Source organism: Pseudomonas paraglycinae, assembly GCF_021601625.1.
Lineage (GTDB): Bacteria > Pseudomonadota > Gammaproteobacteria > Pseudomonadales > Pseudomonadaceae > Aquipseudomonas > Aquipseudomonas paraglycinae.
Genome location: NZ_BQHR01000006.1, coordinates 198,688 through 217,884, shown reverse-complemented (window position 1 = coordinate 217,884; position 19,197 = coordinate 198,688). Strand labels below are relative to the sequence as shown.

Annotated in this window: 18 protein-coding genes; 5 read left to right on the top strand and 13 right to left on the bottom strand. The window is 60.3% G+C overall.

Annotated features, from left to right (window positions below; genetic code table 11):
* Window positions 1-76 precede the first annotated feature (76 nt).
* The gene (locus L6D82_RS11400) at window positions 77-1,228 is read right to left on the bottom strand and encodes a M14 family metallopeptidase (protein ID WP_102687156.1); all 1,152 of its coding nucleotides are present in this window, start codon (window positions 1,226-1,228) and stop codon (window positions 77-79) included.
* A gap of 97 nt (window positions 1,229-1,325) precedes the next feature.
* On the opposite strand from L6D82_RS11400, the gene L6D82_RS11395 reads away from it, so the two are divergent.
* A complete protein-coding gene (locus L6D82_RS11395) occupies window positions 1,326-1,544 on the top strand; it encodes a hypothetical protein (RefSeq protein WP_236189077.1) in 219 nt (72 codons plus the stop codon).
* Window positions 1,545-1,707: 163 nt separating this feature from the next.
* Here L6D82_RS11395 and L6D82_RS11390 read toward each other — a convergent pair whose 3' ends face one another.
* Window positions 1,708-2,046, bottom strand: coding sequence for a DUF6124 family protein (locus L6D82_RS11390; RefSeq protein WP_102687157.1), 339 nt, complete (start codon window positions 2,044-2,046; stop codon window positions 1,708-1,710).
* A 129-nt stretch (window positions 2,047-2,175) separates the two neighbouring features.
* Between L6D82_RS11390 and L6D82_RS11385 the strand changes: the two genes are divergently transcribed.
* Window positions 2,176-2,832 carry a LexA family protein gene (locus L6D82_RS11385; RefSeq protein WP_085746264.1) on the top strand — a complete coding sequence of 219 codons (657 nt, stop codon included), beginning with the start codon at window positions 2,176-2,178 and terminating at the stop codon, window positions 2,830-2,832.
* A 39-nt stretch (window positions 2,833-2,871) separates the two neighbouring features.
* On the opposite strand, the gene L6D82_RS11380 is transcribed toward L6D82_RS11385, so the two are convergent.
* From L6D82_RS11380 to L6D82_RS11365, 4 genes are read right to left on the bottom strand one after another with little or no spacing between them, the layout of a single operon-like run.
* Window positions 2,872-4,821 carry an acetyl/propionyl/methylcrotonyl-CoA carboxylase subunit alpha gene (locus tag L6D82_RS11380; protein WP_236189076.1) on the bottom strand — a complete coding sequence of 650 codons (1,950 nt, stop codon included), beginning with the start codon at window positions 4,819-4,821 and terminating at the stop codon, window positions 2,872-2,874.
* The gene (locus tag L6D82_RS11375; protein WP_085745947.1) at window positions 4,821-5,636 is read right to left on the bottom strand and encodes a gamma-carboxygeranoyl-CoA hydratase; all 816 of its coding nucleotides are present in this window, start codon (window positions 5,634-5,636) and stop codon (window positions 4,821-4,823) included. The genes L6D82_RS11380 and L6D82_RS11375 overlap by 1 nt, the downstream gene beginning before the upstream one ends.
* Before the next feature lie 13 nt (window positions 5,637-5,649).
* Window positions 5,650-7,257, bottom strand: a complete 1,608-nt coding sequence (locus L6D82_RS11370) for a carboxyl transferase domain-containing protein (protein WP_102717023.1) — start codon at window positions 7,255-7,257, stop codon at window positions 5,650-5,652.
* Window positions 7,258-7,269: 12 nt separating this feature from the next.
* On the bottom strand, window positions 7,270-8,433 hold the full coding sequence (locus tag L6D82_RS11365) for an isovaleryl-CoA dehydrogenase (protein WP_064597789.1): 1,164 nt from the start codon (window positions 8,431-8,433) through the stop codon (window positions 7,270-7,272).
* Between the two features lie 201 nt (window positions 8,434-8,634).
* Here L6D82_RS11365 and L6D82_RS11360 point away from each other — a divergent pair, with 201 nt between their 5' ends.
* On the top strand, window positions 8,635-10,332 hold the full coding sequence (locus tag L6D82_RS11360; RefSeq protein WP_236189075.1) for an AMP-binding protein: 1,698 nt from the start codon (window positions 8,635-8,637) through the stop codon (window positions 10,330-10,332).
* 51 nt (window positions 10,333-10,383) lie between these two features.
* On the opposite strand, the gene L6D82_RS11355 is transcribed toward L6D82_RS11360, so the two are convergent.
* The 5 genes from L6D82_RS11355 to L6D82_RS11335 form a co-directional block, all read right to left on the bottom strand.
* Window positions 10,384-10,743, bottom strand: coding sequence for a DUF6124 family protein (locus L6D82_RS11355; protein WP_096822298.1), 360 nt, complete (start codon window positions 10,741-10,743; stop codon window positions 10,384-10,386).
* Between the two features lie 88 nt (window positions 10,744-10,831).
* Window positions 10,832-11,197 carry a DUF6124 family protein gene (locus tag L6D82_RS11350; protein ID WP_085745951.1) on the bottom strand — a complete coding sequence of 122 codons (366 nt, stop codon included), beginning with the start codon at window positions 11,195-11,197 and terminating at the stop codon, window positions 10,832-10,834.
* A 1,010-nt stretch (window positions 11,198-12,207) separates the two neighbouring features.
* A complete protein-coding gene (locus L6D82_RS11345; protein WP_236189070.1) occupies window positions 12,208-13,107 on the bottom strand; it encodes a hydroxymethylglutaryl-CoA lyase in 900 nt (299 codons plus the stop codon).
* A 29-nt stretch (window positions 13,108-13,136) separates the two neighbouring features.
* Complete coding sequence (locus L6D82_RS11340) at window positions 13,137-13,538, bottom strand: MerR family transcriptional regulator (RefSeq protein WP_039767497.1); 402 nt, start codon at window positions 13,536-13,538, stop codon at window positions 13,137-13,139.
* 55 nt (window positions 13,539-13,593) lie between these two features.
* Window positions 13,594-14,538 (bottom strand): LysR family transcriptional regulator, encoded by a 945-nt coding sequence (locus L6D82_RS11335; RefSeq protein WP_011334997.1) that lies wholly within the window; start codon window positions 14,536-14,538, stop codon window positions 13,594-13,596.
* A gap of 176 nt (window positions 14,539-14,714) precedes the next feature.
* Between L6D82_RS11335 and L6D82_RS11330 the strand changes: the two genes are divergently transcribed.
* Window positions 14,715-15,944, top strand: coding sequence for an acyl-CoA dehydrogenase (locus tag L6D82_RS11330; protein WP_129972696.1), 1,230 nt, complete (start codon window positions 14,715-14,717; stop codon window positions 15,942-15,944).
* 143 nt (window positions 15,945-16,087) lie between these two features.
* Here L6D82_RS11330 and L6D82_RS11325 read toward each other — a convergent pair whose 3' ends face one another.
* Both L6D82_RS11325 and xthA read right to left on the bottom strand, forming a co-directional pair.
* Complete coding sequence (locus L6D82_RS11325; RefSeq protein WP_236189069.1) at window positions 16,088-17,422, bottom strand: substrate-binding domain-containing protein; 1,335 nt, start codon at window positions 17,420-17,422, stop codon at window positions 16,088-16,090.
* Between the two features lie 115 nt (window positions 17,423-17,537).
* Window positions 17,538-18,350 carry an exodeoxyribonuclease III gene (xthA, locus tag L6D82_RS11320; RefSeq protein ID WP_236189068.1) on the bottom strand — a complete coding sequence of 271 codons (813 nt, stop codon included), beginning with the start codon at window positions 18,348-18,350 and terminating at the stop codon, window positions 17,538-17,540.
* Window positions 18,351-18,524: 174 nt separating this feature from the next.
* Here xthA and L6D82_RS11315 point away from each other — a divergent pair, with 174 nt between their 5' ends.
* The gene (locus L6D82_RS11315; protein WP_007951503.1) at window positions 18,525-19,175 is read left to right on the top strand and encodes a GNAT family N-acetyltransferase; all 651 of its coding nucleotides are present in this window, start codon (window positions 18,525-18,527) and stop codon (window positions 19,173-19,175) included.
* Window positions 19,176-19,197 lie beyond the last annotated feature (22 nt).

Genomic DNA, 19,197 nt, shown 5'->3' with positions numbered 1-19,197 from the left:
TGATTGGGTAAAAGTCGGCGCAAAAAAAAGATCGCAGACAGGCTGCGATCTTTCGTGAAGCGAAAATCCGAGGGGATTAGCGCAGGGTGTCGACCATGTCTGCGATGGTGGTCAGCACGTCTTTGCCCAGTTGCTTCGAGCGTTTGCCCGACCAGCCGGTGAGCGGGTTCGGCGCGTCATCGTGATCCTTGAATGGCATTTCCAGGGTCAGCGACAGGCAGTCGAACTTCTGGCCGACGCTGTTGCAGGCCAGAGTCATGTTGGCCTGGCCCGGCTCGTCGCGGGTGTAGCCGTACTTGGTCTGGAAATCTTTGGTGGTGTGCTTCAGGTGGCTGCGGAAGTGCTCTTCGAGCTTCTCCAGGCGCGGGGTGTAACCCGGGTTGCCTTCGCAACCGGCAGTGAACACGTGGGGGATTTCTTCGTCGCCGTGTACGTCGAGGAACAGATCGACGCCGTACTTTTCCATCTGCTGTTGTACGAAAAGTACTTCGGGGCTGACTTCCTGACTGGCGTTCTGCCAGGCGCGGTTCAGGTCCTGGCCCATGGCATTGGTGCGCAGGTGACCGTGGAAGGCGCCGTCCGGGTTCATGTTCGGCACCAGGTACAAATCGGCGCTGGCCAGCAGTTTGTTCAGTACCGGATCGTCATGATGCTCCAGGCGTTCGATCACGCCTTCCATGAACCACTCGGCCATGTGCTCGCCGGGATGCTGCTGGGCGATGATCCAGATCTTGCGGCGACCTTCGGCGCCAGTGCCTTTGCGCAGCAACTGGATGTCGCGGCCTTCGACGCTTTTGCCGGTGGCCAGCAGTTCGGTGCCGGCCTTGGTCAGTGCTTGCTCGATCAGCCAGTCATGACGGCCACGGCTGTAAGGTTCGAAATAGGCGAACCAGGCGTGGGTCTGCTCGGCTTCAAGGCAGAAGCGCAGGCTGTCGCCTTCGAATTGAGTCGGGATACGGAACCAGTTGACGTGGTCGTAGGAAGCGACCGCCTGATAGCCGGTCCAGGCTTTGTTGTAGGAAGACTGGCTGGCGTTGACCAGGCGGAACCAATGTTCCTGATGGACGTGCAGGCCGCTGGCCTTGAAGTGGAACCACTGGAAATGAGCGCTGCGGGTATCTGGCCGAATTGCCAGAACCGGGTTGAGCGGATTGCTGATGTCGATGACTTGGATGTTGCCGCTGTCGAAGTTGGCGCTGATGTCGAACGAAGATTTGGCCACGGTCATAATCGGTTCCTGAATATGATTTTTATGGCGGCTACTTTACACGCAAGACAGGGGTGAAACCGAGGGAAATTGCGGGTTGCGGCGGGGGGCGTCTTCCATGACGCGGATGCAGCTTAGTGGCTGTGCGATTGATTCTCAAGTGCTAATTGGCGTTACTTTGCCCCAATGTGGCCGGGGTCCGCTTGCCAAGCAATATTCTTTTGATACTATCCGCGCCATCGAATTTGCGGCATCCAAAGACTTCATTAGCCTGAAGCCACAAGCCAGAAAACTGGCAAAAAAAAGACCCGGCAAAAAGCCGGGTCAAAAACCGTGATTAGCCTGATGAGGAGATAGTCCAGAAGACCGACCTAAGGTCTCTGGTCCATCGACTGATCTCGCGACCAGTTGCTTGCAATAATAATCATTATCATTTGCAAGTCAAATGTTTTTATCTGCGCGATTGGAAAATTCTTTCCCGTCCGTCCGAACTCCCGTGTTCAGCGAACTGCGCCATCGAGCGAGTGATCAACCATCGCCCGCGCCATGTCCACCATGTGCACGACCGAAAACGCCAGATCCCGATTGACGCCCTGCAGGCCGTCCGCCGCCTTGAACGCCGTCGCTGCTGCACATCGCAGCAGATCGGAGGCGTGGACCAGGGATTCTTCGCCGCTCAGATTGCTGTTTACGCCGAAAAAGCGCTCATCCACTTCCGGTTCTGACACAGCTGGTTTCAAGTAATAGTCCAACGCCCGTTGCGCAGCGGCGCACCCTTGCGGGGACGTGAAGGTGGTGTCCATTTGCAGGTCGGGCAAGTCTTTGCTGGTGATATTCATGGTGAAAGGTCACTCCTTGGTCGATTCAAATCCGTGACTCAAGCATAGTACTATCAGTATTTGTGACCAGAATTTAAATACTACAATATGTGTTTTGCCGGCCGCAGGCGTCCACGTATGGTGCCGCACATGGATAAATGGATTGAGTTGGTCAAGGCCAAAATGAGTGAACTCAACGTCACTCAAGTCGAGCTCGGCGAGCGCGTCGGCATGTCTCAGGGCGGTATCGGCCATTGGCTGAACAAGCGCCGCGAGCCCGGCATCACGCAGATGAACCGCGTGCTGAAAGCGCTGGGCATGGAGTATCTCGAGGTCGCGGTGGTGATTCGCGAACCGCAGATCGATGCGGATGACGAAATGCCTCTGGCGCAGAAGTACAACCCTTACTTTCGCTACCCGGTCAGCGAGTGGAATGCGCCGGTCGAGGCCCGTGAGAGCCAGCCAGCGTATTCGAGTGCCAAGGACAAGCGGCGTTTCGAACTGACGGATTACCACGCCCGTGGCCCGGCGTTCTGGCTTACCGTGATGGGGAATGCGATGACTGCGCCCACGGGGCAGAGCATCGGCGAAGGGATGATGATTCTGGTGGACCCGGCGCTGGAAGCCGAGCCCGGAAAACTGGTGATCGCCCAGTGGCCTGACAGCGACGAGGCGATTTTCCGCAAACTGATCGAAGAGGGCGGCCAGCGTTACCTGGTGCCGCTCAATCCGACCTGGCCGAAAGCCTTGTTGACCGACGAGTGCCGAATTATCGGCGTCGTGGTTCAGGCAACGGCCAAATACTAGTCAGATCGATCCTCGCCAGGCGTAGGATCGATCCATCTTTCAAGCTTCTTCCAGTTCGACCAGTGCGCTGCCTTCGCTGACCATTTCGCCTTCCTGGCAATACAGCGCCTTGATCACCCCGGCGTGGGGCGCGCGGATGCTGTGCTCCATCTTCATCGCTTCTAGCACCACCAGTTGCGCACCGGCTTCAACCGCTTGCCCGGCCTCCACCAACACTCGGACGATGCTGCCGTTCATCGGCGCCGTCAGACCACCCTGATGGCTGTGACTGGCTTCGACAGCGCTGATCGGGTCATACGTTTCAACGCGTCGCAACTCGCCGTCCCATTGCAGAAATAGCACCTCTTCACGACGAATCGCCCGCAGCTGTCGACGCAGCCCGTCGTGCTCGAGTATCAGTTGCTCGCCGATCAGTTTTGCACTGCCGCCAGCACCGAGCGTCAACGCCCGATCCTGCCCCTCGCAGCTCAGATGCAGAGTAATTTCACGTGGCAACCCGGCGCGCAAACCGCTGTGAAGCGCCCAAGGAGAGGCCGGATCATCTGCCCGAGCCATCCCCGGCAGACTCTGCGCAAAAGCCTGCGCCGCCACACTCCAGAACTCATCGCTCAGCGCCGCAGGCGCTGGAAGCAGTTGCTCCTGATAGCGCGGAATGAACCCAGTATCCAGCTCCGCCGCCGCAAACGCCGGATGACCAATGATCCGCCGCAGGAAGTTGATGTTGGTCTTCAGCCCGCCAATCGCGAACTCATCGAGCATGCTCAGCAGCCGCAAACGCGCCTGTTCACGGTCCTCGCCCCAGGCAATCAGCTTGCCGAGCATCGGGTCATAGAACGGCGAAATCTCATCGCCTTCCTCAACGCCGCTGTCCACACGGCGCCCCGGCCCTGCGGCGGATTCGCGATACAGATCCAGACGCCCGGTCGCCGGCAGGAAATCATTCGAAGGATCTTCCGCGTACAGCCGAACCTCAATTGCATGCCCGTTCAACGGCACCTGATCCTGAGTGATCGGCAGCGCTTCGCCACGGGCGACACGAATCTGCCAGGCCACCAGATCGAGCCCGGTGATGGCTTCGGTCACCGGGTGCTCGACCTGCAACCGCGTGTTCATCTCCATAAAGAAGAACTCGCCGCGAGCGTCCAGCAAAAACTCCACTGTGCCAGCGCCGACGTAACCGATGGCCTGCGCCGAACGCACGGCCGCTTCGCCCATCGCACGACGCAGCTCCGGACTCAGCCCCGGTGCCGGCGCCTCCTCAACAACTTTCTGGTGCCGGCGCTGGATCGAGCAGTCGCGCTCGTTCAGGTACAGGCAATTGCCATGCTGATCGGCGAATACCTGGATTTCCACGTGGCGCGGCTTGAGCAGGTATTTTTCCACCAGCATCCGCGAATCGCCGAACGATGACTGCGCTTCACGCTGGGCCGAGGCCAGCGCTTCAGCCAACTGGCTGACGTCCTCGACAACTTTCATACCTTTACCGCCACCGCCAGCGGTGGCCTTGAGCAGCACTGGATAACCAATGCGCTCGCAAGCATCGCGGAAGGTGCCCAGATCCTGAGCTTCGCCGTGATATCCCGGAACCAGCGGCACGCCAGCAGTTTCCATCAGGGCCTTGGCGGCGGATTTGCTGCCCATCGCGTCGATGGCCGAGGCGGGCGGGCCAAGGAAAATCAGGCCGGCGGCTTCAATGGCGCGAGCAAAACCAGCGTTCTCCGACAGAAAGCCATAACCCGGATGAATCGCCTGAGCGCCGCTGGCCTTGGCCGCTGCGATCAATTTATCGATTTGCAGATAGCTGTCGGCCGCTTTGCTGCCGCCCAGATCGACGCGGATATCCGCTTCACGGCTGTGCCGCGCTTCACGGTCGGTGGCGCTGTGCACGGCGACGGTGGTCAGGCCCAGCGCCTTGGCGGTACGCATGACCCGGCAAGCGATTTCGCCACGGTTGGCCACCAGCAGGGTGGTGAGAACAGGTGCGCTCATCAACGCGGCTCCTTGGTGGTGGTTGCGGCTTGCCAGCTCGGTGGACGTTTCTGCAAAAACGCCCGCAGACCTTCCTGGCCTTCCGGGCTGACACGGATGCGGGCGATGGCGTTCTCGGTGTAACGGCGCAGGGCCGGGGTCAGCGCGCCGTTGCCGACCTCACGCAGCAGATCCTTGCTGGCGCGCATGGCGGCGGGGCTGTTGAGCAGGAGGTTGTCGATCCATTGCTCGACTTTCTGTTCAAGTTCGGTTGCCGGATAGCTTTCCGATAACAAACCGATTTCCCGCGCCCGCTGCCCGCCGAATCGCTCAGCCGTCAGCGCATAACGCCGCGCCGCGCGTTCGCCGATGGCCTGCACCACGAACGGGCTGATCACCGCCGGCGCCAAGCCAATGCGCACTTCCGACAGACAGAACTGCGCGTCATCGGCGCCAATCGCCATGTCGCAGCAACTGATCAGACCCAGCGCGCCGCCGAACGCCGCGCCTTGCACCACGGCCACGGTCGGGATTTTCAGTTTGGCGAGGTTGTACATCAGCTCCGCCAGTTCCCGGGCGTCGTCGAGGTTGGTGTGGTAATCGAGTTCGGCCGATTGCTGCATCCAGGCCAGATCCGCGCCAGCGCTGAAGTGTTTGCCGCGTCCGCGTACCAGTAAAAAGCGCAGGCTGGCATCGCTGGCGACCTTGTCCAGCGCCAGGATCAGTTCGCGGATCATCTCGGCGTTGAACGCGTTGTTCTTTTCTTCGCGGCTCAGCCACAGGGTTGCGAAACCCCGTGGATCGCTGTGCAATTCGAGGGTGTTGAAGTCGCTCATAGGGATCTCCCGATCACATCCGGAACACGCCGAAGCGGCTCGGTTCGATAGGCGCGTTCAACGACGCGGACAAGGCCAGGGCCAGCACATCGCGGGTCTGCGCCGGGTCGATGACACCGTCGTCCCATAGCCGTGCGCTGGAGTAGTAGGGGTGACCCTGCTCTTCATACTGGTCGAGGATCGGCTGTTTGATCTCGCTTTCCTGCTCGGCGCTGAACGCCTGGCCGCTGCGTTCGGCCTGCTCGCGCTTGACCTGGACCAGTACGCCGGCCGCCTGTTCGGCGCCCATCACGCCGATCCGCGCGTTCGGCCACATCCACAGGAAGCGCGGATCGTAGGCCCGCCCGCACATGCCGTAGTTACCGGCGCCGAAGCTGCCGCCGATGATCACGGTGAATTTCGGCACCTTGGCGCACGCCACGGCGGTCACCAGTTTGGCGCCGTGTTTGGCGATGCCGCCGGCCTCATATTTCTGGCCGACCATGAAGCCTGTGATGTTCTGCAGAAACAGCAGCGGAATCCCGCGCTGGCAGGCCAGTTCGATGAAGTGCGCGCCTTTCTGCGCGGCTTCGGCGAACAGGATGCCGTTGTTGGCGAGGATCGCGATCGGGTAGCCATGCAGATGAGCGAAACCGCACACCAGCGTCGTACCGAACAAAGCCTTGAATTCATCGAACACCGAACCGTCGACCAGTCGCGCAATAACTTCGCGCACATCGAACGGCTGCTTGGCGTCCGCCGAAACCACGCCGTACAACTCATCGCTGGCGTACAGCGGCGCAATCGGCGTGCGCTGCTGCACTTCGCCAAGCTTGCGCCAGTTGAGGTTGGCGACGCTGCGGCGGGCGAGGGCGAGGGCGTGCTCATCGCTTTCGGCGTAATGGTCGGCGACCCCGGAAATCCTGCAGTGCACATCGGCCCCGCCGAGATCTTCGGCGCTGACCACTTCACCGGTCGCGGCTTTCACCAAGGGCGGGCCGGCGAGGAAGATCGTCGCCTGATTGCGCACCATGATCGCTTCGTCGGCCATCGCCGGCACATAGGCGCCGCCGGCGGTGCAGGAACCCATGACCACGGCAATCTGCGGAATGCCCATGGCGCTCATGTTGGCCTGGTTGAAGAAGATCCGCCCGAAGTGCTCGCGATCCGGAAACACTTCGTCCTGACGCGGCAGGTTGGCGCCGCCCGAGTCCACCAGATAAATGCATGGCAGACGGTTTTGCTGGGCGATGGTCTGGGCACGCAGGTGTTTCTTCACGGTCAGCGGGTAGTACGAGCCGCCTTTCACCGTCGCGTCGTTGGCGACGATCATGCATTCGACGCCTTCCACGCGACCGATCCCGGCAATCACGCCAGCGGCCGGCACTTCTTCGCCATACACAGCGTGGGCGGCCAACTGACTGATTTCCAGAAACGGCGAGCCCGGATCGAGCAAGCGGTTGATCCGCTCACGCGGCAGCAGTTTGCCGCGCGAGGTGTGCCGTTCCTGAGCTTTCGCGCCGCCGCCCTGGGCCACTTGGGCGAGCAGAGTGTGCAGGGCGTCGACCTGTTCGAGCATCGCTGCGCTGTTGGCGGCGAACTCCGATGAACGAGGGTTGAGCTGGGTATGCAGGATAGCCATGGACAGCTCCGTTTAGCGGGTTTCGTTGAACAGTTCGCGACCGATCAGCATGCGACGAATCTCACTGGTACCGGCACCGATTTCGTACAGCTTGGCGTCACGTAGCAGACGGCCGGCCGGGAATTCGTTGATGTAGCCGTTGCCGCCGAGAATCTGGATCGCGTCGAGGGCCATTTGCGTGGCGCGTTCGGCGGTGTAGAGGATCACGCCGGCAGCGTCCTTGCGCGTGGTTTCGTTGCGCTCGCAGGCCTGGGCCACGGCGTAAAGGTACGCGCGGCTGGCGTTGAGCTGGGTGTACATGTCGGCGACCTTGCCCTGGATCAGCTGGAATTCGCCGATGCTCTGGCCGAACTGCTTGCGGTCATGGATGTACGGCACGATCAGGTCCATGCACGACTGCATGATTCCGGTCGGGCCACCGGACAGCACAACGCGCTCGTAATCGAGGCCACTCATCAGCACTTTCACGCCGCCGTTGAGCACGCCGAGGATGTTTTCCTCCGGTACTTCGACATCATCGAAGAACAGCTCGCAGGTGTTGGAGCCGCGCATGCCGAGCTTGTCGAACTTGTTGCTGCGGCTGAAGCCTTTCCAGTCACGCTCGACGATGAATGCGGTGATGCCGTGCGGGCCTTTTTCCAGGTCGGTCTTGGCGTAGATCACGTAAGTGTTGGCGTCGGGACCGTTGGTGATCCAGGTCTTGCTGCCGTTGAGCACGAAACGGTCGCCGCGTTTATCGGCGCGCAGTTTCATCGAGACCACGTCGGAACCGGCGTTCGGTTCGCTCATCGCCAGAGCGCCGACGTGTTCGCCGCTGATCAGCTTCGGCAGGTATTTGGTTTTCTGTTCGTGATTGCCGTTGCGGTTGATCTGGTTCACGCAGAGGTTGGAGTGGGCGCCGTAGGACAACGCCACGGAAGCGGAGCCGCGGCTGATTTCTTCCATCGCCACCACGTGCGCCAAGTAACCCAGGCCAGCGCCGCCGTACTCTTCCGGTACGGTGATCCCGAGCAGGCCCATGTCGCCGAACTTGCGCCACAGATCGGCAGGGAACAGGTTGTCGCTGTCGATCTGCGCGGCACGCGGGGCGATCTCCTTGGCGACAAAGGACTGAACCTGATCGCGCAGCATGTCGATGGTTTCGCCGAGGGCAAAGTTCAGGGATGGGTAGCTCATGGGTCACCTTTTGGCTTTTTTGTAGGGTGGGGAGAAGGGCGTTTCAGTTCTCACCTTTACGTTAACGTAAGCCTGTGACGAATGGCTGTCAATCACCCTTTACGTTAACGTCAACTTGAGCGAGAGTAGAGCCAGTTCTGAATGGTCGGAGCTGCCGCAGCTCCGTTCCAACACCCACTAATAAAGACAATAGGGGTCGTCATGGATCAACCCAGTGCAAACCCGCAGCGCAGCTACACCCGCGGTTCCCAGAGCAAAGCCTTGCTGGCGATGACCATCGGGCAGAAGTTCGACGAGACCGTCGCGCAGTACCCGGACGGCGAGGCGCTGGTGGTGCGCCATCAGCAGCTGCGTTACACCTGGCGGCAACTGGCCGACGCGGTAGACGTGCATGCCAGAGCGCTGCTGGCGTTGGGTTTGCAGACCGGTGACCGACTTGGCATCTGGGCGCCGAACTGCGCGCAGTGGTGCATCGCTCAGTTCGCCACCGCGAAGCTCGGCGTGATCCTGGTCAACATCAACCCGGCCTACCGCAGCTCCGAACTCGAATACGTGCTCAAGCAATCCGGCTGCCAATGGTTGGTCTGCGCCGGGGCGTTCAAGAGCTCCAGCTATCACGGCATGTTGCAAGGCTTGCTTCCGGAACTGGCCGAGCAATCCATCGGCGAACTGCGCAGCGAGCGCCTGCCGGAGTTGCGTGGCCTGATCAGCCTCGATTCACAGCCGCCTTCGGGTTTTCTCCCGTGGTCGCAACTGGCCGATCTGGCCGCCAGTGTCTCTCCAGAACAATTGCGTGAACGCAGCGACAGCCTGCACTTCGATCAGCCCGTCAACATCCAGTACACCTCCGGCACCACCGGTTTCCCCAAGGGCGCGACCCTCAGTCACTACAACATCCTCAACAACGGTTACATGGTCGGCGAAAGCCTCGGCCTGACCGCTGCTGATCGCCTGGTGATCCCGGTGCCGCTGTATCACTGCTTCGGCATGGTCATGGGCAACCTCGGCTGCATCACCCACGGCAGCACCATGATTTATCCCAACGATGCCTTCGATCCGCTGCTGACCCTGAGCACCGTCGCCGAAGAAAAAGCCACCGCGCTGTACGGCGTGCCGACCATGTTCATCGCCATGCTCGATCAGCCGCAGCGCGCCGAGTTCGACCTGTCGACCCTGCGCACCGGGATCATGGCCGGCGCGACTTGCCCGATCGAAGTGATGCGCCGGGTCATCAACGAAATGCACATGAGCGAAGTGCAGATCGCCTACGGCATGACCGAAACCAGTCCCGTGTCCCTGCAGACCGGCCCATCTGACGAACTGGAATTGCGCGTCACCACCGTCGGCCGCACCCAGCCACAACTCGAAAGCAAAATCATCGACGAGGCCGGCAACCCGGTGCCACGCGGCACCATCGGCGAACTGTGCACCCGTGGCTACAGCGTGATGCTCGGCTACTGGAACAACCCGAATGCCACCGCCGAAGCCATCGACGCGGCAGGCTGGATGCACACCGGCGACCTGGCGAGCATGAACGACGAGGGTTACGTGTGCATCGCCGGCCGTAACAAGGACATGATCATCCGTGGCGGCGAAAACATTTACCCGCGCGAACTGGAAGAGTTCTTCTTCACCCATCCAGCGGTGGCGGACGTGCAGGTGATCGGCATTCCTTGCTCGCGTTACGGTGAGGAAATCGTCGCCTGGATCAAATTCCATCCCGGCCACAGCGCCACCGAACAAGAACTGCAAGCGTGGTGCAAGGAGCGCATCGCTCACTTCAAGACGCCGCGGTACTTCAAATTCGTCGAGGAGTTTCCGATGACGGTGACGGGCAAGATCCAGAAATTCCGGATGCGCGAGATCAGTATCGAGGAGTTACGTAGCAACGAGGGCTGACGATTAGAGCTTTCGAAGCCAGGGCGCGCACCCTGGCTTCGAAAGCGGCGCTTATTGCTTTACTTCTACATTTTCCAACGCCTGATTAACCGCTAACTCCCCCAACATCACCACTTGCGCAATGCCCAACAGGGTCTTGCGGTTCGGCCCTTCCAGCAGGCCGGCAAAGTCGCCGAGCATGACCGTGGCTGACGCGAGCGACTCGCAGGCATTGGCCAGCAAGGACTCCGTGTCGGTTTGCGGGTTGACCATGAACATGTCGTTGGGGGTGTAAGGCGTGGCCATGATCTGGGCTGCGGGGGTCAGGTAATAGTCGAGGGCGCGTTCGGCGGCGTCGTGGAGCTTTCTAGAATCGGGAAACTCGTAGGGGGACACCGGATCTTCTAACGGTGGAATGACGGTCTTGGACATCAGCTGGAACTCCGGAAAAGAGTCGCTTGAGGATTTTTATAGACGGCTGCCAGGCAGTGAGGGGACAAGCCCCTCACCGAGGCGGCAACTACCGCGAGACGTGATGGTTATCCAGCACACGATTGACCAGCAGCTCACTCAGCATGATGACCTGCTGCAGAATCTGCATCGCCTTGCGCTGCGACGGATCGACGGTTTCGCCAATATCCCGGGCCATGTCACTGGCCGACGACAGCGTTTCGCACGCTTCGACCAGCAGCGTTTCGTCATCCATCGTTGGATTGACCAGATAGATCTTGCCGGGCTTGCGCGATGGCTTGGACGTCTTCTGCGCCCCAGGATCGAGGTAATGATTGATCGCCCGCTCGGTGGCCGTTTTTATGTTTTCGGCTTCGAGTGCGGCGTCGTAGGGGATTGAATCGGTTTCTGGTGGGTTTGGTGTGGCTTTGAACATACGTGTAACTCCTATCGCAGATCTCAAGGAGCCATCACCCACGCTACCAAACGATGGGTGGCGGCCATACGCGGGTTGGTAGACCGGCTGCAATAGGAACCCGGCGCTCACGAATGAGCCCCACGCATGACCACCATAAAACAGAGCCCCCAAAAGGGCCTGCATACGGTGTTGCCATACAGCTATTACAGACGGGCTACCAAACCCGATCACTGTTTTTCAGTGACAGGGAAACGATATAGCCCACCCCATAGCCGCGTAAGCCGGCGGATTCTGGCGTACGCGTAGGCAACGACGCAAGGTGTTGTAGCCCTCGTGGCGTAACGGTTCGTGTACTTTAAACGCCCATGCGGCGTCGTGTTTACACACAGCGAAAGCCGTAAACCCTCCGTGTTTTTTTGGGGATTACTTGTATGTGGGGGCTAGATCGAGAAGGGGGAGGAGATCCGTCGCGGACAATTTCAGAACGCCAGACAGCACAAAGGGGAGCCGAAGCTCCCCTTTAATTTTGTCGTCGCGTGCTCTTTTTTATTATTGAGGGGCGGTCTGTTGTTGTTTTTAGCAACCGTGGCCCTTTACCGCTGTTTTTTGGCGACCCCCATCCGGGGTCAAGAGCAAACGTATTTTTTTGAGCGCTGATCTGCTTTCTCGCCAAGCGATCCAACCGATTCGGGAGCTACCTGAAGGTAGTTTTATTGTTCTCTGCCCGGTTGCGGGTCATTCCGAGGAATACCCTGAAAAGCACACCTTCTCCAAAAAAATCTGTTAGCTGCGTCTCTGCCGTGTTGTTTTTGTTATGTCAGAGTCGGTACGTCTTATTTTTATTGGTTTGCTGCTTTTTATTCTTGTTATGCCATAGAGATAGCAGAAGCCGTGCCAACTTTTATAAACCCTTGTAAATCAAGGGTTTGGGTTTTTTGAAGGATTTTTCCTTCAGGCAAAACCAGACAATTTGTTTCCGTGTTACTCGCTTGTGCCCACGTTTCGCGCTCGGCGGTAACACCATCCCCTCACTGTGCGCTGCGAGCCTTGGCCACGCGCGAACCGGTCGGGCGACCCAGCACGGCGCTGATCTGCTGGCCGGCGGCAATCAAGCCGTCGAGGTCGATACCGGTCTCGATCCCCAGGCCGTTGAGCAGGTACACCACGTCTTCGGTGGCGACGTTACCGCTGGCGCCCTTGGCGTACGGGCAGCCGCCGAGGCCGGCGATGGAGCTGTCAAACACCGCGATGCCTTCCAGCAGGCTGGCGTAGATGTTGGCCATGGCCTGGCCGTAGGTGTCGTGGAAGTGGCCGGCGAGTTTCTCTCGCGGCACCTGATTCGAGACCACTTCGAACAGTCGGCGGGTGGCGCCCGCAGTGCCGGTGCCGATGGTGTCACCCAGCGATACTTCGTAGCAGCCCATCGCGTACAGCTCGCGGGCGACCATGGCCACTTGTTCCGGGGCGACCTCGCCTTCATAAGGGCAGCCGAGCACGCAGGACACGTAACCGCGCACGGTAACGCCGTGCTGTTTCGCCGATTCCATGATCGGCGCGAACCGCGCCAGGCTTTCGCTGATCGAGCAATTGATGTTGCGCTGCGAGAACGCTTCGGACGCAGCGGCAAACACCGCGACTTCCTTGACCCCGGCGGCCAGCGCATCCTCAAAACCGCGCAGGTTCGGCGCCAGCGCGCCATAGGTCACGCCGGGCTTGCGCTGGATCTGCGCGAATACATCAGCGGAACCGGCCATCTGCGGCACCCACTTGGGCGAAACGAAACTGCCGACTTCTATATAGCCGAGGCCGGCGGCGCTCAGCGCGTCGACCAGTTGCACCTTGTCGGCGACGCTGATTGGCTGGGCTTCGTTCTGCAGGCCGTCACGGGGGCCGACTTCAATCAGGCGTACTTGGGAGGGGAGGGACATGGCGTTGACCTGTTGTGGTTGTCGGGAGGCTACTGCGCGACTTGCTGACTCTTGAGCGTCTGCTCCAGCGCCTGCACACAGCGTTCTTCGGCGGTGTCGAGTTCCAGCTTCATCTGTTCGATGTCCAGCAGTTGCTGTTCAAGCTGTGCCCGGCGCTCGCTGATTTTCGCCAGCATGCTGTTGAGTTGTTTGGTGTTACCGCTGGAAGGGTCATAGAGCTCGATCAGCTCGCGGCACTCGGCCAAGGAAAAACCGATGCGCTTGCCCCGCAGGATCAGCTTCAGGCTGACCTTGTCGCGCGGCGAATAGATGCGTTCCTGGCCTCGGCGCTCAGGGCTGAGCAGGCCTTGTTCTTCATAGAAGCGGATCGCCCGGGTGGTGATGTCCAGCTCGCGGGCGAGGTCGGAAATGCTGTAGGTCTGGCTGCTCATGAAAGCGCTCGAAGAAGGGGCTTGGCGCTAAGCTAATGGCAGGTTGACGTTTACGTCAAGTAGCGGGCGCCTGCAGCTTGTCGAGCTTCTTCTCGTGCGCTGTCACTTGCTGGCACAACTCGATCATCTGCTCGCGCATCCAGCGGTTGGCCGGGTCCTGATCGGTGCTTTCGTGCCAGTACAAATGGGTTTCCACCGGCGGCACATCGTTGACCGGCAGATTGAACGCATGCAGGTCATGGCGGCGGGCGAAACGCTCCGGCACGGTCATCACCATGTCGGTCTGCTGCAACACCTGGGACGCCATCAGATAGTGCTGCGAGCGCAGGGCGATCTTGCGCTGGATGCCCATTTTGCCCAGCGCCAGATCGACATGGCCCAGGCCACTGCGCCGGCTGGAAATATGAATGTGGGTCAGCGACAGGTAATCGTCGAGGGTGAATTTTTCCTTGGTCGCCAGCGGATGACCCTTGCGCATGGCGCAGACGTAACGGTCTTCCATCAGCTTGACGTGGCGCACCTGCGGGTCGGTGTTGAGCGGCGCGTCCACGGCGAAATCGAGGCGCCCGGCGGCCAGTTCCTTGGTGGTTTCCCGGCGTTTGGACAGGAAGCTTTCGATGATCACCGTCGGCGCCAGGCGACGCAGGCGCTGGAACAGCGGCGGCAGAATCACAGCCTCAGTCAGGTCGGTCATACTGATACGGTAAGTCTTGACTGCTTGCGAGGGGTTGAAAATGCGGCTTTCCTGAACCGATACCCGCAACAGCGACAGCGCGTTGCGCACCGGGCCGATGATGTTCTGCGCCATGGGCGTCGGCACCATGCCCTGGGCGGTGCGTACGAAGAGCGGGTCGTTGAAGGTCTCGCGCAACCGCGCCAATGCGTTGGACACCGCTGGCTGGGTAATGCCGACAATCTGCCCGGCGCGGGTCAGGTTGGCTTCGGTGTAGATCGCGTCGAAGACGATGAAAAGGTTGAGGTCGACCTTGCTCAGATTCATTACGCGGCTCTCTTGTTATAGGTGAATGGCGCGGGTCAGGGCGGCCAGGAAAATCAATCAATCATATATCGGTGATGAATGTTTATACACGCCGAGAATAGGCTAGGTAAATTATCAACGCTGTTCTAGCATCGATTGCATGACTTAAACAACCTGCCGAAAAAAGGTAATTGCTCATGGATTTCGCTTATTCGCCCAAGGTGCAAGAACTGCGTGAGCGCGTGACCGCGTTCATGGACACTTACGTTTACCCGGCCGAAGCCGTGTTCGAACGCCAGGTCGCAGAAGGCGATCGCTGGCAGCCGACGACGATCATGGAAGAACTCAAGGCCAAGGCAAAGGCTGAAGGGCTGTGGAATTTGTTTCTGCCTGAGTCGGAGCTGGGTGCTGGCCTGACCAACCTCGAATACGCGCCGTTGGCGGAAATCATGGGCCGTTCGCTGCTCGGGCCCGAGCCGTTCAACTGCTCGGCGCCGGACACCGGCAACATGGAAGTGCTGGTGCGTTACGCCAACGAAGAACAGAAACAGCGCTGGCTCGAACCGCTGCTGCGCGGTGAGATCCGCTCGGCGTTCGCCATGACCGAACCGGACGTTGCGTCCTCCGACGCCACCAACATGGCCGCCCGCGCCGTGCGCGATGGCGACGAGTGGGTCATCAACGGCAAGAAATGGTGGACCTCCGGCGCTTGCGATCCGCGCTGCAAGATCCTGATCTTCATGGGCCTGAGCAATCCCGATGCCCCGCGCCATGCCCAGCACTCGATGATCCTGGTGCCGGTCGACACCCCCGGCGTGAAGATCGTCCGTCCGCTGCCGGTGTTCGGTTACGACGACGCACCGCACGGTCACGCCGAAGTGCTGTTCGACAACGTGCGAGTGCCGTACGAAAACGTCCTGCTCGGTGAAGGACGCGGCTTCGAAATTGCTCAAGGTCGCCTTGGCCCAGGCCGGATTCACCACTGCATGCGTTCGATCGGCATGGCCGAGCGTGCACTGGAACTGATGTGCAAACGTTCGGTGAGCCGTACTGCATTCGGCAAACCGCTGGCGCGTCTGGGCGGTAACGTCGACAAGATCGCCGACTCGCGGATGGAAATCGACATGGCACGCCTGCTGACCCTGAAAGCGGCGTACATGATGGACACCGTGGGTAACAAAGTCGCCAAGAGCGAGATCGCGCAGATCAAGGTCGTGGCGCCGAACGTCGCGTTGCGGGTGATCGACCGGGCGATCCAGATTCATGGCGGGGCAGGGGTGTCGAACGACTTCCCGCTGGCCTACATGTACGCCATGCAACGCACCCTGCGCCTGGCCGACGGCCCGGACGAAGTGCACCGCGCCGCGATCGGCAAGTTCGAGATCGGCAAGTACGTGCCGAAGGAAATGCTGCGTAGCGAGCGCTGATCCAAAAGCGCGTTGTCGTTCATCGCTGGCAAGCCAGCTCCCACAAGTCTGTGGTGTTCACACCGTTTGTGTTCACCGAAGATCCCTGTGGGAGCGGGCTTGCCCGCCAAGGCGTCAGTGGCTGCAACGCATCACCATCAGATTCAGTAAACCCAAACCTCAACCCGCCGATTCTTGATCCGGCCTTCATCCCCGCTGTTGGTCGCCACCGGCATCAGCGCGCCAAACCCGCGCACCTCGCGCAATACCACGCCGTTTTTCACCAGCTCCCTGCGTACCGCCATCGCCCGCAGCTTCGACAGCAAATCCGCCCGTGCCGGGTCGTCCTTGGCGTCGCCGAAGCCCACCAGTGTTACCGCGCGGTCGGTCTTGTCGTGGTGCTTTATATAGTCGAACACCCGGGCCAGATCCTGGCGGGCCTTGTTGTCGAGGCTGGCGCTGCCTTCTTCGAAACGGAAGTTCACCGTCAGACGCTGGGCGTGGCGGCTGAGGGATTGATAACCCTCGGGCATCAGCGCATTCGGCGTGACGGCGATAGCCTGCACGGTCTGGGCGATAAAACCGTTGGCCGCGACAATCGCCTGGCCCCGACGGCTCTGCGCAAACTCCACAAACGCCCTGGCCCAGGGATTGTTGCTGTCGGGCGGCAGATAGAAGAACAGCCGCCGCGACAGCGGATAGTCTTCGGTGGCGATCAGGCTGGCGAGCGGCAGCATCGCCTGAGATTGCCCGTCAACAATCGCCACGGCCTTGGCCTGTCGCACATAGGGCAGGCCGATGAAACCGATGGCCTGCGGATCGCCACTCACGGCGTCGGACAACTGCTCGCTGGATTCAAACCGTTTCGCGGCATTGCTCAGGGATTTCCCACGACGGCTGAGGACAAGTTCCTTGAAGGTGTCGTAGGTGCCGGACTGATCATCCCGCGCATATAAATGAATCGTCCCACCCTTGCCGCCGATGTCTTCCCACGTCTTCGCCTCGCCGCTGAAGATTCGCGCCAGTTGTTCGGTGTTCAGTTGATTCAGCGGATTGTCGGGATGGAGGATGATTGCCAGGCCATCGATGGCGATAACCTGCTCTGCGGCGGGGCTTTTCAGATCGCCCCGGGCTTGCAGGTTCAGCAGTTCGCTGTCCTTGATCGGGCGCGAGGAGGCGGCCAGATCGGCGCTGGCGTTCTTGAGTGCAGTGAAACCGGTGCTCGAACCGTGGGCGGCGATCTCCACCACGACTCTTTGGCCCTGGGCCGTCAGGCCGACGACCCGCTGTTCATTGGCGGTGTCCGGGGTTTCGCTGTGGACTTTCAACAGCCCCTGATCTTGCAACAGGCCTTCCACCAGTGCCGGACCGAGCGCCGCGCCAATGGTGTTGGAACCCTGGATACGCAATACCGGGCCGTTCTCGGGAATGGGCAACGCCGCAAACCCAACCTGCAGCCAGGCGCTCAGGAGAAAGACGAACAGAACACGCATGGTCATGCCGGCACCGATTGCAGCCAAGGGGATTGCCGGGGAGATTAAGTCAGTGAGGTTGCTGAAAGATGACAGGCCAGAAGATCACAACCACTGGTTGTGATCTTCTGCCTCAAGCGGATTAGCTCAATTCAAGCCAGATCGGCGCATGGTCCGAAGGCTTTTCCATCCCGCGCAGTTCATAGTCGACGCCGGCGGCTTTCACCCGTGGCAGCAAACCGTGGGACGCCAGAATCACATCGATGCGCAGGCCACGTTTCGGCTCGTCTTCAAACCCGCGGCTGCGGTAGTCGAACCAGCTGAACGTGTCGGTCACGTCCGGGTTCAGGTGACGGTAGCTGTCGGTCAGGCCCCAGTTTTTCAGGCGGGCCATCCACTCGCGCTCTTCCGGCAGGAAGCTGCACTTACCGGTTTTCAGCCAGCGCTTCATGTTGTCCGGGCCGATGCCGATGTCGCTGTCTTCCGGGGAGATGTTGACGTCGCCCATCACCACCAGCGGTTGTTCATTGTGGAACTGGCTTTCCAGCAGAGCTTGCAGATCGCTGTAGAAGCGCTGCTTGGCCGGGAATTTGGTCGGGTGGTCGCGGCTTTCGCCCTGTGGGAAATAGCCGTTCATGATCGTCACCGGAACGCCGTTGGCGTCGGCGAAAGTGCCCCAGATAAAGCGCCGCTGCGCGTCTTCTTCATCGGTGGCGAAGCCTTTGTGCACGGCAATCGGTTCCTGACGCGAGAGCAGGGCGACACCGTAATGGCCTTTCTGGCCATGGAAATACACGTGATACCCCAGGGCCCGCACTTCTTCCAGCGGGAACTGGTCGTCGTGGACCTTGGTTTCCTGCAGGCCGATGACGTCCGGCTGATGCTTTTCGATCAGCGCCGCCAGCTGATGCGGACGGGCCCGCAGTCCGTTGATGTTGAAGGAAACGATCTTCATGGTCGGCAGTCCTGGCAAAAGGGCGATGCTAGCTGACATGTAGGATCTGGGCCAGCGTGGCGGTAGTCCATATGCGCTGCTAATGTCTTTCGGGTGTGGGAACGATCCCTTCAGCCCAAGGCTCGTATAACAAGAACGGGGCCTGTTGAGTCCCGTCCAGGGAGAATCACCGTCATGCCTGAAACCCAAACCGCCATCGCCGACATCCACATGCTCGACCGCGGCTATTCCCGGGAAGCGCGATCCCTTCTTTATCAGGCTTACCGCCACGAGCCGACCTTCGCTTACCTGTTCGAAGCCGAGCGTCCGGGTTACGAACAACGGGTGCGCGCCACGGTACGGGAGCTGGTCAAACAGCATTTTTTGCAGGATCTGCCCGCCATCGGCCTGTTAGTCAACGATCGCCTGATCGGTATCGCCCTGATTGCACCGCCGCAACGGCGCCTGGGTGTTACCGAGAGTTGGGCCTGGCGTTTGCGCATGGTGCTGAGCACCGGTTTTCGTTGCACACGTCGCTATCTGGAATATCACGCCGCCGTTGAGGCCTGCGTGCCGACCGACTCGGTGCACATGCTGCCGCTGCTCGGCGTGCATCCGCAATTTCAAGGCAAACACTTCGGCGAACAGCTGCTGCAAGCGGTGCACAACTGGTGCGCGGTGGACGAAAGCTCCCAAGGCGTGATCCTCGACACCGGCAACCCGCGTTACCTGGAGTTCTACAAGCGTCAGGGTTACGAGGAAATCGGTGAAGTGGCCGTCGGCCCGGTGCGCGAGCACGTGTTTTTCCACGCCAACCCACAGGTGTTACAAACAGCAACGGGATGACCGTCGAACTTTTGGGGGAATT